Here is a 14,333-nt window from a genome sequence, read left to right on the forward strand (position 1 = left end):
GAAACGCCGACCCGACAGAGGGAGGGAAAAGATGACGAGAACCCGCAGGCCGGGCATCAGCCGCCGTTCAACGTTGGCGCTGATGGGCGCCGGTGCGATGACTGTTGCCGCACCCTGGGTGGCGCGCGCCCAGGCCAAGACCATCAAGATCGGCATGCCGACGATTCTGTCGGGCCGCGTGGCGCAGCTCGGCACGTCGTCGCGCAACGCGGTGATGCTCGAGGTCGAGAAGGTCAACGCCGCCGGCGGCCTTGCCGGCCGCCAGATCGAGATGGTGATCCGCGACTCCAAGGGACAGCCGCAGGAAGCCGCGCGCGTCGCGCGCGAGCTCGTCAACACCGACGGCTGCGAGCTGCTGATCGATGCCGAAGCCTCGTCCGGCGCCTTCGCGGTGCACGAGGTCGCGCGCGATCTCGGCGTGTTCTGCATCCACACCAATTCGGAGACCTCGGCGCTGACCGCGGACCCCAAGCAGCATATTCCCAACGCCTTCCGCACCGCGCGGCAGGGCGTGCACGACTCGATCGTCGGCGGCAGCTATGCTGCGGCGATCGCCAAGGCCAAGGGCCTGAAGAAATGGGCGACCTGCTCACCCGACTATGCCTATGGTCGCGACACCACCGCAGAGTTCACGCTGTACCTGAAGCGCTTTGCGCCTGACGTCGAGATCATCAGCGAGTCCTGGCCAAAGCTGTTCCAGCCCGACTACACCGAGGTGGTGACGAAGATCCTGCAGGCGAAGCCGCAGGCACTGTACTCCTGCCTGTGGGGCGGCGATCTCACCTCCTACATCGACCAGGCCAACATCTACGCGATGTTCGGCCAGATGGAGGTGTTCGCGGTCAACATGGCCGATTACACCGCGCTCACCGTGGTGAAGAACCTGCCCAAGGGCATCCACTCCGGCAACCGCTACATCAAGACCTTCCCGGCGACGCCGGAGAACGCCGCCTGGGGCGATGCCTACAAGGCGAAGTACAACGAATATCCGACCAACTGGTCGTGGGAGAACGCGACCGCGGTCATGCTGATGGCAGAAGCCGCGAAGAAGGCGAACGCCGCCGACGGCAAGAAGCTTGCGGAAGCACTGGCGGGTCTTACGATCAAGTGCCCGTTCGGCGCCGACGGCACGGTGACGATGCGCGCCGAGGACCACACGTTGGTCGGCTACGCCATCGGCTGGGGCACCACGATCCCGCAGGAGCCCTACGTGCCGGAGGTCAAGGCCGGCGACTGGAAGACCATCTTCGAGCTCGAAGCCGAGTGGAAGAAGAGCAAGGGCTACACCTGATCGCGCGCACGGCGGAGACGGCCGTCCGTCTCCGCCGGATTCGTCTGGTTTTCCGCGCCGTATCAGGCGCGCCGCAATGAAAGTGCTCCCGTGGACCTCGACGCGCTCGTCGGCTGCCTCTCCAGTTCCGCCTGCCTGGTGACGCAAACCACCAGCGGCCTCATCATCGGCATGCTGCTGTTCCTGGTCGCGGTCGGGCTGACCCTGATCTTCGGCGTGCTCAAGGTCGTCAATTTCAGCCACGGCGCCTTCTATATGTTCGGTGCCTATTTCGCGATGACCGCCTATCAGCTCACGGGAAGCTTTGCGCTCGCGGTGCTCGCGGGCGCGGCCGGCACCGCGGTCCTCGGCCTGATCTTCGAGCGCGTGTTCATGAGCCGCGTCTATGGCGCGGACGTCTTGATGCAGCTTCTCGTCTGCTACGCCTTCGTGCTGATCTTCGATGATGTCGTGCGGATCATCTGGGGGCCGGAATTCAAATCGATGGGGATGCCGGCCGCATTCCAGGTGATGCCGCTGTTCATCGCCGGCGGCGTGGTGCCGCCTTATTACCTGCTGCTGATCGGTGTCGCGCTCGCCGCGGCGATCGTGCTCGGCATCGGCCTGTCGCGCAGCCGCATCGGCAAGGTGATCCGCGCTGCCGCGCATAATCCCGGCATGGTGTCCGCGCTCGGCATCAACACCGGCCTGATCTATGGCGGCGTGTTTGCGCTCGGTGGCATGCTGGCGGGGCTGGCCGGCGCGCTCGCCGCGCCGGTGCGCTCGCTGACCCCCGGCATGGGATTTTCGGTGCTGATCGAATCCTTCATCGTCACGGTGATCGGCGGCATGGGCTCGATCCTGGGTGCGTTGATCGGGGCGCTGCTGCTCGGCCTGATCCGCTCGTTCGGCTCGCTCGGCTTTCCGCTGTTCACCGAAGGGCTGATGTACCTCTTCATGGTGATCGTGCTGGTCTCAAAGCCCACCGGCCTGTTCGGCAAGGAGGCGGCATGACCGAGCTCGAGGCCCGACGCGCGGAGACGCTGGTGCCGGCGCGCGGCGCCACGACCGTCTGGGCCCGCTATCGCGATGTGCTCATCGCGCTGATCGCCTTCGCCGTGCTGGCAAGCTTGCCGCTGTTCACCGGCAGCAAGGCGCTGCTCGATTTCGTCATCCGCTGCTCGGCCTATGGCCTGTTCGCGACCTCGCTCAATCTTCTCGTCGGCTATACCGGCCTGACCTCGTTCGGCCACGGCATGTTCTTTGGCTTGGGCGCCTACAGTTTTGGCCTGATCATGCAGAAGCTTGGCGTGCCGATCCCGATCGCCTTCGTCGCGACGCTGGCGATCACCGGGGTAGTGGCCGCGATCATCGGCGCGATCTGCGTGCGGCTGAAGGAGATCTATTTCGCCTTCGTCACGCTCGCCTTCCAGATGCTGATTCATTCGACCATTCTGTCATGGGCCTCCTTCACCGGCGGCGACCAGGGCCTGCGCGGCGGCATTCCACGCCCCGTCTTCCTCGGCGTCGATCTCTCCAATCACGTCCATCTCTATGTCGCGAGCTGTGCGCTCCTGATCCTCGGCCTGCTCGCGATGCGCCAGATCGCGCAGTCGCCGTTCGGCTACACGCTGCGCATGATCCGCGACAATGCCGGGCGCGCGAGCTTCCTCGGCATCGACGTCTGGCGCGCGAAGCTCACCGTCTTCGTGCTGGCGGCGCTGTTCGCCTCGATGGGCGGCATGGTGATGGCGCTGTTCGTCTCCGGCGCCTATCCGGAATTCGCCTATTGGACGATCTCGGGCGAGGGCATCTTCATCAACATGCTCGGCGGCGTCTCGACCTTCCTCGGCCCGATGGTCGGCACGGTGCTGCTGCTGCTCCTCAACGACACCGTCACGCGGTTTACCGAGTATCATGGCATCGTGCTCGGAATCGTCATCCTGTTCTTCGCGCTGGGTCTACGCAAAGGCCTTCTGGATTTCGTCGCCGAGTGGTTCGCGCACCGGCGCGAGGCAGGCGAGGGGCGCTAGCCATGCTCGAGATACGCAACCTCGCAAAATCCTTCGGCGGCGTGAAAGCCACCAACGACGTCACATTCGACTTCCCCGATGGCTCGCTGACCGCCGTGATCGGCCCGAACGGCGCCGGCAAGAGCACCTTCTTCAACCTGATCACCGGCGCGCTGAAGCCCGATGCGGGGCAGGTGCTGCTCGACGGCGTCGACCTGGCCGGACGCTCGCCGCCGGAGATCGTCCGTCACGGCATCGGCCGCGCCTTCCAGGTCGCCAGCATCTTTCGCTCGCTGACGGTCGAGGAGACAATGCTCGCCGCCGTCAGCGCCGACCAGCGCACCTCCGCGGTGCTGCACAAGCGCTTTCCGCTGCCCGAGACGCGCGACCGCGCCGAACACGTGATGGAGCTCCTGGGCCTCGCCGGCAAGCGCAAGCGCACCGCGGCGACGCTCTCGCATGGCGACCAGAAGCTCCTCGACATTGCCCTGGCATTGGTGCTCGAACCAAAAGTGCTGCTGCTGGACGAGCCGACCGCCGGCATGGGCCCGGAGGAGCGCTGGCGCATGATCGACAAGGTGCGCGAGCTCTGGGAGACACAGAAGATCACCGTCGTGTTCATCGAGCACGACATGGACATCGTGTTCAAGATCGCACCGAAGATCGTCGTGCTCTGCTACGGCCGCATCCTCGCGACCGGCACACCGGACGAGATCCGCAACAATAGTGCCGTGATCGACGCTTATCTCGGCACCGAACATGCGGGAGCCGCCGCATGAGCGCCGCCGTCATCGAAGTCGCTGATCTCGACGTCTACTACGGCACGAGCCAGATCCTGTTCGGCGTCGGCCTGTCGGTGCGACAGGGCGAGACCATGGCGCTGCTTGGGCGCAACGGCGCCGGCAAGTCGACGACCATGAAGGCGATCATGGGTCTGGCGCCGCCGCGGCGCGGCAAGGTCAGCCTCCGCGGCGTGGTGATCTCCGGCCGCAAGCCGCACGCGATTGCGCGCGCCGGCCTCGGCTTCGTGCCGGAGGATCGCCAGATCTTTCCGGAGCACACGGTCGAGGACAATCTCGTCATCGGCAAGAAGCGCGGGCCCGACGGCCAGGACGAATGGCCGATCAAGCGGATCTACGAGGTCTTTCCGCTCCTCGAGCCGCTGCGTCATCGCATCGCCGGACGCCTGTCGGGCGGCGAGCAGCAGATGCTCGCGATCGCGCGCACGCTGATGGGCAATCCGGCGCTGCTGCTGCTGGACGAACCGAGCGAGGGGCTTGCCCCAATCATCGTGCAGCGCATCGGCGAGCTGCTGCGGCAGCTTCGCAGCATCGGATCGACCGTGCTGATCGCCGAGCAGAACATGCATTTCTGTTTGGGCCTTGCGAGCCACGCCACGGTGATCGACAAGGGCCAGATCGTCTATGCGGCCGGTATCGACGATCTCAAGGCGAACGATACGATCCGGCGCCGCTACCTGGCGCTTTAGCCGGGGCGTGGGGCCCAAGCCGGCGAGAAGAAAAAAACTATCGCCGCACCTTCTCCGGGCGAAAGGAGTTTCCCCTCCGAGGGGCAAAAAAGCCAATCGCTTCCATTGCCGTTTTGGGCCGAAACGACGACATTTCCGTCAGAATTTGATGGATTGGCCGAGCCATGGAACGCACTGGATTTGAACCCTTCGGCGAGCGCCTGGTGTCCGCGACGGACGCCCAGCCGCAGTCGCGTGCGTCAAAGTACCTGCTGCGGGCCGGCACCGGCCTGTTCTGGACGCTGGTTGCCGCCATCGTGTTCGCGCGCGCGGCCTTCTTCGAGCCCGGCGTCTATGACGGCTTCAGCCGCATCGCCTCGCTCGCCAAGAGCTTGATCTTCTGAGAGAGCCTGATCTTCTGAGGCTCCGTCACGGCCTGAGGACAGAACTTCCCTCGGCCCTGATATGTCGAAAACTTATTTCCCTATTTCCTGCCCCTGCGTATAAATCCTTCTCCTCGGGGAGAGATTTGTGTCGCAGAATCAAGCATCCGGCCCGGTCGACGCCAAGCCGACGACGGCCGTAGGCCGTACCGTTGCGCTGATTCCCGGTATTCTCCTCTGTATCGCCGTGGCCGGCGCTTCGGCTCTGCTGGAGCGGGCGGAACTTGGCTTGTTGGAGCATCCCTATGTCGAAGCGCTGGTGATGGCGATCCTGCTCGGCATGGCCCTGCGCAGCTTCTGGAAGCCTGCGCCGCGCTGGCAGGCCGGCATCGCCTTCAGCGCCAAGCAGCTCCTCGAAGTCGCGGTGATGCTGCTCGGGGCCTCCATCAGCTTTGCGGCGATTGCGGCCTCGGGCATCGCGCTGCTGGCCTCGATCGCAGCGGTGGTAATTGTCGCACTCTGCGCCTCCTTTGGCCTCAGCCGTCTGCTTGGTCTATCGACGCGGCTGTCGATCCTGATCGCCTGCGGCAACTCGATCTGCGGCAATTCGGCGATCGCGGCCGTCGCGCCGATCATCGGCGCCAACAATGACGAGATCGCGTCCTCGATCTCCTTTACCGCGATCCTCGGCGTGATGATGGTGCTCGGCCTGCCGCTGCTGATCCCGCTGTTGCAACTGTCGGCCACGCAGTACGGCATCCTTGCCGGCCTGACCGTCTATGCCGTGCCGCAGGTGTTGGCGGCGACAGTGCCGGCCGGCCTCGTCTCTACGCAGATCGGCACGCTGGTGAAGCTGATGCGCGTCCTGATGCTCGGGCCCGTCGTCGTCAGCCTGTCGCTCGTCGCCTCGCGCTGGCAGAGCGGCGCCAAGAACGCCAATGTCGGCTTCTTCCGCCTCGTGCCCTGGTTCATCCTCGGCTTCCTCGCGCTCGCCACCTTGCGCTCGCTGGAGATCGTGCCGGTGACGGTGGTGGGACCGGTGACGAAGATCACGAGCTTTCTCACCGTGGTGTCGATGGCTGCCCTCGGCCTCGGCGTCGACGTGCGCGTGCTCGCCAATGTCGGGGGACGGGTGACGGCGGCTGTGACGCTGTCGCTGATGCTGCTGCTCGGGATCAGCATCGGATTGGTGCACTGGTTCAAGTAAGATTGAGCTGCGGCCGCGAGCGGCTGGACTTCCACTGCCAGACGTTTATTTGTGTTCGCCAACCAGACTGGCCCGCGACGCCGAGTGAGCGCGGCCGATCGAAGAAACAGCGAGGACGCGGCCATGACGACACTGACTTCCCGGGACCTTCTGCCTGAGGATGGAACGCGGGGGACGCTGGCAGGTCGCGTCTGGCTGCCGCAGGCGAACGGTCCGGCCGTGGTCGCCGTGCGCGGCGACGGCGTCTTCGATGTCACCGCCAGATTTCCGACCATCAGCGCGCTCTGCGAGGAGGACGATCCCGCCAAGGCGCTCAGCGCGACCAAGGGCGAGCGCATCGGCGATCTCGACGCGATCGTGGCCAACACGCCGCCGGATCAGCGCGATCGGCAGAAGCCGTGGCTGCTCGCGCCGGTCGATCTCCAGACGCTGAAGGCCGCCGGTGTCACCTTCGCCATCTCGATGCTGGAGCGCGTCATCGAGGAGCGGGCGAAGGGCAATCCGGCCTCGGCCGAAGCGATCCGGAAAGAAGTGACACGGCTGATCGGAGACGATCTGTCCAAGCTCAAGCCGGGCTCGGACCAGGCGATGCACTTGAAGCAGGTGCTGATCGAGCAGAACGCCTGGAGCCAGTATCTCGAAGTCGGTATCGGCCCCGATGCAGAGGTCTTCACCAAAGCGCCGACGTTGTCTTCGGTTGGCACCGGCATGGATGCCGGGCTGCATCCGAAGTCGACCTGGAACAATCCCGAGCCGGAGCTGGTGCTGTTCGTCTCCAGCCGCGGCAAGATTGTCGGCGGATCGCTCGGCAACGACGTCAATCTGCGCGACTTCGAGGGACGCTCGGCGCTGCTCTTGTCGAAAGCCAAGGACAACAACGCGTCCTGTTCGATCGGGCCGTTGCTGCGCCTGTTCGACGACAGCTTCTCGCTTGACGACGCGCGCAAGCTCGACATCAGCCTCAACGTGAAGGGCCAGGACGGCTTTGTCCTCAACGGCCATTCCTCGATCAGCAAGATCAGCCGTGATCCGACCGATCTCGTCGCGCAGACGATCGGCAAGGTCCATCAATATCCCGATGGCTTCGTGCTGTTCCTCGGGACGATGTTCGCGCCGGTCGAGGATCGCGATGCGCCGGGGCAGGGCTTCACCCACAAGCCCGACGACATCGTCACGATCGCAGCGCCTCAACTCGGCAAGCTCGTCAACCGCATGCGCGGCAGCGACGAGTGCGAGCCCTGGACCTTCGGCATCGGCGCGCTCATGAAGAACCTCGCGCAGCGGAAGCTGATCTAGCGCTGCATCTCTGCGCCAAAGCGAATTTGCAGAAGGCCGTCATGCCCGGGCTTGTCCCGGGCATCCACATTCTTTGTGCCGGCGTGGCAAGGCGTGGATGGCCGGGACATAGGCGAGCGGAAGCGACGCCGTCCTTCGGACGGCTATGCCCGGCCATGACGATGTGGCCGCCGGCCCGCACGCGTATTTTCTTCATCTCCCCGTTGTATCCGCGGAACAAAATCGCGCTGAGCGTGTCATATGACCGTCCATCGGGCTCTCGCGCGCATCCAAGCAAATAGTCAAATAATATGACTATACGGAACCAAACTTCCATGAAATAGTGCCTTCCGTCGCCCTCAAGGGGCGCCCTGCGGTGCCATGTTACCAAATAGGCGCCCGGGATAAACTTTTGGGAGACACGCCTGATGACCCTTAAAGCCCTCTTTGCGGCAACTGCCACCGGTGCGCTGCTGCTCGCGCTGCCAGCCAGCGCCGCCCAGCTCACCATCGGCTTCTCGCAGATCGGATCGGAATCCGGCTGGCGCGCGGCCGAGACCTCGGTCTCCAAGCAGGAAGCCGCCAAGCGAAAGGTCAATCTCAAGATCGCCGACGCCCAGCAGAAGCAGGAGAACCAGATCAAGGCGATCCGCTCCTTCATCGCGCAGAACGTCGATGCGATCTTCCTTGCGCCCGTGGTCTCGACCGGCTGGGACGCGGTGCTGAAGGAAGCCAAGGAGGCGAAGATCCCGGTCGTGCTGCTCGACCGCGATATCGATCCCTCCGGCAAGGACCTCTATCTCACCGCCGTGACCTCGGACAGCGTGCACGAAGGCGAGGTCGCCGGCGACTGGCTGGCCAAAACCGTCGGCGCGAAGGCCTGCAACATTGTCGAACTGCAGGGCACGGTCGGCGCCAGCGTCGCCACCAACCGCAAGAAGGGCTTTGACACCGCGATCGCCAAGCATCCGAACCTGAAGGTGGTGCGCAGCCAGACCGGCGACTTCACCCGCGCCAAAGGCAAGGAGGTGATGGAAAGCTTCATCAAGGCTGAAGGCGGCGGCAAGTCGATCTGCGCGGTCTATGCGCACAACGACGACATGATGGTCGGCGCGATCCAGGCGATGAAGGAGGCCGGCCTGAAGCCCGGCAAGGACATCCTCACCGTCTCGATCGACGCGGTTCCCGACATCTTCAAGGCGATGGTCGCCGGCGAAGCGAACGCCACCGTGGAGCTGACGCCGAACATGGCGGGCCCCGCGCTCGATGCCGTCGCCGCCTTCAAGGACAAGGGCACCGTTCCGCAGAAGTGGATCCAAACCGAGTCGAAGCTCTATACCGCCGCCGACGATCCGCAGAAGATCTACGACAGCAAGAAGGGCCTCGGTTACTGAGGCGGGACGCGCCGTCGGGATAAAACATCCGACGGCGCCCCCTTCGAATCCGCTGTGCGAACGAATAGGCTGGGTGTCCGCGTCATAAGCGGGCCCCCGCGGGAGTGACGTCGCTATGGAGAACAGCCTCGATCCTGCTCCGCCGCTCCTGGAGGTGTGCGGGATCAGCAAGAGTTTTGGTGCGGTGCGCGCGTTGCAGGAGGTCGACTTCACGCTGCGTGCCGGTGAGATCCATGCGTTGCTCGGCGAGAATGGCGCTGGCAAATCCACGCTGATCAAGGTCATCACTGGCGTGTTCCCGCGCGATGGCGGCATCGTCCGGCTCGGTGGCGAAGAGGTTGCGCCGCGCTCGGCCAAGGCGGCGCTACAGGCCGGCATCGCCACCGTCTACCAAGAGGTCAATCTGCTGCCGAACCTTTCGGTGGCACAGAACCTGTTCCTCGACCGCCAGCCGATGCGCTTCGGCATCGTGCGCGAGGCCGAAATGCGGCGGCGCGCGAAAGCACTGCTTGCGGGATTCGGCCTCGATATCGACGTCGCCGCGCCGCTCGGCAGCTATTCCGTCGCCGTGCAGCATGTCACGGCCATCGCGCGCGCCGTCGATCTGTCCGCGCGCGTGCTGATCCTTGACGAGCCGACTGCGAGCCTCGACCGCCACGAGGTCGATATCCTCTTTGGCATCATGCGCCAGCTTGCCGGCCGCGGCATCGGCATCGTTTTCGTCAGCCATTTCCTCGACCAGGTCTACGAGATTTCAGACCGCATCACGGTGCTGCGCAACGGGCGCCTCGTCGGCGAGCGCGAGACCGCATCGCTGCCGCGCCTCGAGCTGATCCGGATGATGCTCGGCCGCGAGCTTGCGGAGACGACCAGTGAGCGAGCGTCGGCAGGTGAGCATAAAGCGCGCGAGGTCTGCGCGAGCTTCGAGAATTACGGCAAGGCCGGCTATGTCGCGCCGTTCAATCTCGAGCTGCGTCATGGCGAGGTCGTTGGTCTCGCCGGCCTGCTCGGATCGGGCCGGACCGAGACGGCGCGGCTGGTGTTCGGCGCCGAACGCGCCGATCGCGGGCAGGCGAAGGTGGAGGGCGCCTCAGTGCGGCTGCAGACGCCGCGCGACGGCGTGCGCCTCGGCTTTGGCTATTGCCCTGAGGAGCGCAAGACCGACGGCATCGTCGCCGATCTCACCGTGCGCGAGAACATCGTGCTGGCACTCCAGGCCAAGCGCGGCCTCTATCTGCCGCTGTCGCGCCGCGAGCAGGACGAGATCGCGCGCCGCTACATCAAGATGCTCGACATCCGCCCGGCCGATCCCGAGCGCCCAGTCGGCCTGTTGTCCGGCGGCAATCAGCAGAAGGTGCTGCTCGCGCGCTGGCTCGCGACCTCGCCGCGGCTCCTGGTGCTGGACGAGCCGACGCGCGGCATCGACGTCGGCGCACATGCCGAGATCATCCGCCTGATCCGCGAGCTCTGCGACGATGGTCTCGCGCTGCTCGTGATCTCCTCCGAGCTCGATGAGATCGTGACCTATTCCGACCGCGTGGTGGTCCTGCGCGACCGCGCCCATGTCGACGAGCTCACGGGCGAGGCGATCGACGTCAGCAACATTCTCGCGGCGATTGCGGCCGACGGTGCCACTGTTGCGCATGAGGGCAGGGCATGACAGCGCTCCTGCCGCGCCGCGGCCTTGCCCAGATCCTTGCGCTGATCGTCATCTTGGCGGTCGATCGCGCGGTGTCGCCGCAATTCTTCGACCTGCGCCTCCAGGACGGGCGGCTGTTCGGCAGCCTGATCGACGTGCTCAATCGCGGTACGCCGGTGGCGCTGCTCTCGCTCGGCATGGTGCTGGTGATCGCGACCCGCGGCATCGATCTGTCGGTCGGTGCGGTCATGGCGATCTCGGGCGCGATCGCGGCGAGCCTCGCCGACAGTCACGGCCTGCCGATCGTGCTCGCGGCTGCGCTCGGCGCGGGCCTTCTCTGCGGCCTCTGGAACGGCTTTCTCGTCAGCGTGCTCGGGATGCAGCCGATCGTCGCGACGCTGATCCTGATGGTGGCCGGCCGCGGCATCGCCCAGCTCATCACCGAAGGCCGCATCGTGACGTTCAGCTCGCCCGACTTGGTCTGGCTCGGCAATGGCGCGGTGCTCGGCGTGCCGGTGCCGGTCGCAATCGCGCTCGGCATGCTCATCCTCACCGGCGCGGTGGTACGCGGCTCGGCGCTCGGGCTCCTGATCGAGGCGACCGGTGGCAATGCGCGGGCGAGCGAGCTTGCCGGCGTCGGCACGCGCGCGATGATCATGGCCGTCTATGTCTGGTGCAGCATCTGCGCCGCGCTCGCCGGCGTGATCGCGGCTGCCGACATCATGGGGGCGGATGCCAACAATGCCGGCCTCTGGCTCGAGCTCGACGCCATCCTCGCGGTGGTGATCGGCGGCACCTCGCTGTTCGGGGGCCGCTTCAGTCTGGTGCTCGCCGTGCTCGGCGCACTGATCATCCAGACTATGAACACGGGCATCCTGCTGTCCGGTTACCCGCCGGAGTTCAATTTGCTGGTCAAGGCGGTGGTGGTGCTCGCGGTACTGCTGCTGCAATCGCCGAAACTGTCGGGCTTTGGCAGCATCGTCGCGCGGCTGCGGAGGACGAAAGCATGAGAGGCCTGCCGCCCGTCCTCATCACGGCGATCGTGCTCGTCGCAGGCTTTGCGCTCTGCGCCGTTCAGTTTCCCAACATTGCCTCGACCCGCGTGGTCGGCAATCTCCTCACTGACAATGCCTTCCTCGGCATCGTCGCGATCGGCATGACCTTCGTCATCATCTCCGGCGGCATCGATCTCTCGGTCGGTTCGGTGATCGGCTTCACCACCGTGTTCGTTGCGCTCGCGATCGAGCGTTGGGGCGTGCCGCCGCTGGTCGCCTTCGTCGCTGTCCTCGCGCTCTCCGCCGCGTTCGGTGCGGCGATGGGCGCCGTCATTCATGTCTTTGATCTGCCGCCTTTCATCGTGACGCTGGCTGGGATGTTCCTGGCCCGCGGTGCAAGCTTTCTGCTCTCGACGGAATCGGTGCCGATCACCGCGCCGATCTACTCGACCGTGTCGGACTTCGCACTGCGATTGCCCGGCGGCGGGCGGTTGACGGCGATCGCGATCATCATGCTGGTGATCGTGCTCGGCGGCGCGCTGCTGCTGCATCTCACCCGGTTCGGCGCCAATGTCTACGCGCTCGGCGGCAGCCGGTCGACCGCGAGCCTGATGGGCGTTGCCGTGGGCAAGATGACGGTGAAGATCTACATGCTGTCGAGCCTCCTTGCAGGGATTGCCGGTATCGTCTTCTCCTTCTACACCAGCGCCGGCTATTCGCTCTCCGCCGTCGGTGTCGAGCTCGACACCATCGCGGCGGTGGTGATCGGCGGCACGCTGCTCACGGGCGGGCAGGGCTCGGTGATCGGCACCTTTCTCGGCGTGCTGATCCAGGGCCTGATCCAGACCTACATCAATTTCGACGGGACGCTGTCGAGCTGGTGGACCAAGATCGCGACCGGCGTGCTGCTGTTCGCGTTCATCGCCTTGCAGCAGGGATTGGTCGCGCTCGCGCGCCGGCCGGTCGCCAGGAGTGCAGGAGCTGCCTCATGACTTCGCGCATCGTGGTGATCCCGACGCGGCGGGCGCATTCCAACCATGCGGAAGTGGCCCGCTCGATCGGCGTCGACATCATCGCCGGCCGCTACGCGGAGGGGACGCGGCTGCCGGGCGATGCTGAGATGATCGCAATGTTCGGCGTATCGCGGCCGGTGCTGCGGGAGAGCGTGAAGACGTTGGTCGCCAAGGGTCTGCTCACCACCAAGGCGCGGGTCGGAACCGTCGTGCGCGAGCGCGGCGCCTGGAACATGTTCGACGCCGACGTGCTGGCCTGGCATCTCGACGCCGGCATCGACAAGCGTTTCCTGAACGACCTCGCCGAAATTCGTCTCGCGGTCGAGCCGCGGGCGGCGATGCTCGCGGCCGCGCAGCGGTCGGAGCAGGACATCGCCGATCTCAGGCGCAGCATGGAGCGCATGCGGATTGAAGCCTCCGATTCCGTCGGCTTCGCCGACGCCGACCTCGCGCTGCACGTCGCGGTGGCGCGCGCATCGGGCAATCTGTTCATGCGCTCGATCGGCCACGTCATCGAGGCCGCTCTGCGCGCCTCGTTCCTCCTGAGCGCGCCGGTCGAGCCGGAAGACCGCGACACCGTGCTGCTCTGGCACCAGAAGATCGTCGATGCGATCGCGGCGGGCGATGCCGACGCCGCCTCGGAGGCGATGATCTTCGTCATTCACAACGGCATGCATCGCCACGAGGGCACGGTGATCGAGACCGCACCGGCCGAGGCGCTGCCATCCGAGGAATCCGGAGAGAGATCGTGACCGAACTTCGTATCGCCATCGTCGGCTTCGGCAAGATCGCGCGTGACCAGCATGTCGGCGCGATCTCGGCCACCCCGGGCGCGACGCTTGCCGCCATCGCGAGCCGCAACGCCTCGCTGCCTGGTCTGCCGCATTTTGCCACCATCGAGGAATTGCTGGAGAAGGGACCGCCGATCGACGCGGTGTCGCTCTGCACCCCGCCGCAGGTCCGGCGCGCCCAGGCCGCCGCGGCGCTCGCCGCCGGCAAGCACGTGATGCTGGAAAAGCCACCCGGCACCGGCGTTGCCGAGCTCGATCCGCTGATCGCGATGGCTGCGGAGGCAAAGCGAACGCTGTTTGCGACCTGGCACTCGCGCTATGCCCCGGCGGTCGAACCGGCGCGGCAATGGCTCGCCGCGCGCCGCATCACCTCCGTCCACATCAGTTGGAAAGAAGACGTGCGCGTCTGGCATCCCGGGCAGGGCTGGATCTGGGAACCGGGGGGGCTCGGCGTGTTCGATCCCGGCATCAACGCGCTGTCGATCCTGACCCGCATCCTGCCCAAGCCTGTGTTCGTGACGGCGGCCGAGCTTGCCTTCCCGGCCAACTGCCAGGCGCCGATCGCTGCGAACCTGACGCTGACCGACATCCGCGGCCTGCCGGTTACCGCCGAGTTCGACTTTCGCCAGACCGGACCGCAGAGCTGGGATATCGTCGTGGAAACAGACCAGGGCCGGATGACATTGTCCGGCGGTGGCGCGCGTATGGTCGTCGACGGCAAGGTCATTGCCGAGGCGCCCGATGAGGAATATCGCGGACTCTACCGGCGCTTCGTCGATCTCACAGCGATCGGCGCAAGCGACGTCGACCTGGCGCCGCTTCGTCTCGTCGCCGACGCCTTCCTGCTCGGCAAGCGCACCATCGTCGAACCGTTTGTGGATTGAAC

Annotated in this window: 14 protein-coding genes; all 14 read left to right on the top strand. The window is 65.6% G+C overall.

Annotation, left to right across the window (positions count from 1 at the left end):
- The first annotated feature begins 31 nt into the window (after positions 1–31).
- The 14 genes from AXW67_RS32515 (at position 32) to AXW67_RS32580 (ending at position 14,331) form a co-directional block, all read left to right on the top strand.
- Positions 32–1,291: an ABC transporter substrate-binding protein gene (locus tag AXW67_RS32515; protein ID WP_063681215.1), complete on the top strand. Its 1,260-nt coding sequence runs from the start codon at positions 32–34 to the stop codon at positions 1,289–1,291.
- Positions 1,292–1,381: 90 nt separating this feature from the next.
- Positions 1,382–2,284 (top strand): branched-chain amino acid ABC transporter permease, encoded by a 903-nt coding sequence (locus tag AXW67_RS32520; RefSeq protein WP_063681216.1) that lies wholly within the window; start codon positions 1,382–1,384, stop codon positions 2,282–2,284.
- Entirely contained in the window at positions 2,281–3,303 is a 1,023-nt protein-coding gene (locus AXW67_RS32525) for a branched-chain amino acid ABC transporter permease (RefSeq protein ID WP_063681217.1), read from the top strand. Before AXW67_RS32520 ends, AXW67_RS32525 begins: the two co-directional genes overlap by 4 nt.
- A gap of 2 nt (positions 3,304–3,305) precedes the next feature.
- On the top strand, positions 3,306–4,061 hold the full coding sequence (locus AXW67_RS32530) for an ABC transporter ATP-binding protein (RefSeq protein WP_063681218.1): 756 nt from the start codon (positions 3,306–3,308) through the stop codon (positions 4,059–4,061).
- On the top strand, positions 4,058–4,771 hold the full coding sequence (locus AXW67_RS32535; RefSeq protein ID WP_063681219.1) for an ABC transporter ATP-binding protein: 714 nt from the start codon (positions 4,058–4,060) through the stop codon (positions 4,769–4,771). The genes AXW67_RS32530 and AXW67_RS32535 overlap by 4 nt, the downstream gene beginning before the upstream one ends.
- 164 nt (positions 4,772–4,935) lie before the next feature.
- Positions 4,936–5,154 carry a hypothetical protein gene (locus tag AXW67_RS32540; RefSeq protein WP_063681220.1) on the top strand — a complete coding sequence of 73 codons (219 nt, stop codon included), beginning with the start codon at positions 4,936–4,938 and terminating at the stop codon, positions 5,152–5,154.
- A 127-nt stretch (positions 5,155–5,281) separates the two neighbouring features.
- Positions 5,282–6,340 carry a YeiH family protein gene (locus AXW67_RS32545; RefSeq protein ID WP_063681221.1) on the top strand — a complete coding sequence of 353 codons (1,059 nt, stop codon included), beginning with the start codon at positions 5,282–5,284 and terminating at the stop codon, positions 6,338–6,340.
- 123 nt (positions 6,341–6,463) lie between these two features.
- Positions 6,464–7,636 carry a fumarylacetoacetate hydrolase family protein gene (locus tag AXW67_RS32550; protein WP_027554813.1) on the top strand — a complete coding sequence of 391 codons (1,173 nt, stop codon included), beginning with the start codon at positions 6,464–6,466 and terminating at the stop codon, positions 7,634–7,636.
- Positions 7,637–8,043: 407 nt separating this feature from the next.
- Positions 8,044–9,009 carry a galactofuranose ABC transporter, galactofuranose-binding protein YtfQ gene (gene ytfQ / locus AXW67_RS32555; RefSeq protein ID WP_063681222.1) on the top strand — a complete coding sequence of 322 codons (966 nt, stop codon included), beginning with the start codon at positions 8,044–8,046 and terminating at the stop codon, positions 9,007–9,009.
- A 115-nt stretch (positions 9,010–9,124) separates the two neighbouring features.
- Positions 9,125–10,669 carry a sugar ABC transporter ATP-binding protein gene (locus AXW67_RS32560; protein ID WP_063681223.1) on the top strand — a complete coding sequence of 515 codons (1,545 nt, stop codon included), beginning with the start codon at positions 9,125–9,127 and terminating at the stop codon, positions 10,667–10,669.
- Positions 10,666–11,658 carry an ABC transporter permease gene (locus tag AXW67_RS32565; protein WP_063681224.1) on the top strand — a complete coding sequence of 331 codons (993 nt, stop codon included), beginning with the start codon at positions 10,666–10,668 and terminating at the stop codon, positions 11,656–11,658. The genes AXW67_RS32560 and AXW67_RS32565 overlap by 4 nt, the downstream gene beginning before the upstream one ends.
- Positions 11,655–12,635 (top strand): galactofuranose ABC transporter, permease protein YjfF, encoded by a 981-nt coding sequence (gene yjfF, locus AXW67_RS32570; RefSeq protein WP_063681225.1) that lies wholly within the window; start codon positions 11,655–11,657, stop codon positions 12,633–12,635. Before AXW67_RS32565 ends, yjfF begins: the two co-directional genes overlap by 4 nt.
- Positions 12,632–13,408, top strand: coding sequence for a FadR/GntR family transcriptional regulator (locus tag AXW67_RS32575; RefSeq protein ID WP_027554819.1), 777 nt, complete (start codon positions 12,632–12,634; stop codon positions 13,406–13,408). Before yjfF ends, AXW67_RS32575 begins: the two co-directional genes overlap by 4 nt.
- Complete coding sequence (locus tag AXW67_RS32580; RefSeq protein WP_063681226.1) at positions 13,405–14,331, top strand: Gfo/Idh/MocA family protein; 927 nt, start codon at positions 13,405–13,407, stop codon at positions 14,329–14,331. The genes AXW67_RS32575 and AXW67_RS32580 overlap by 4 nt, the downstream gene beginning before the upstream one ends.
- The last annotated feature ends 2 nt before the right edge of the window (positions 14,332–14,333 follow it).

Source organism: Bradyrhizobium neotropicale, from assembly GCF_001641695.1.
GTDB classification, from domain to species: domain Bacteria; phylum Pseudomonadota; class Alphaproteobacteria; order Rhizobiales; family Xanthobacteraceae; genus Bradyrhizobium; species Bradyrhizobium neotropicale.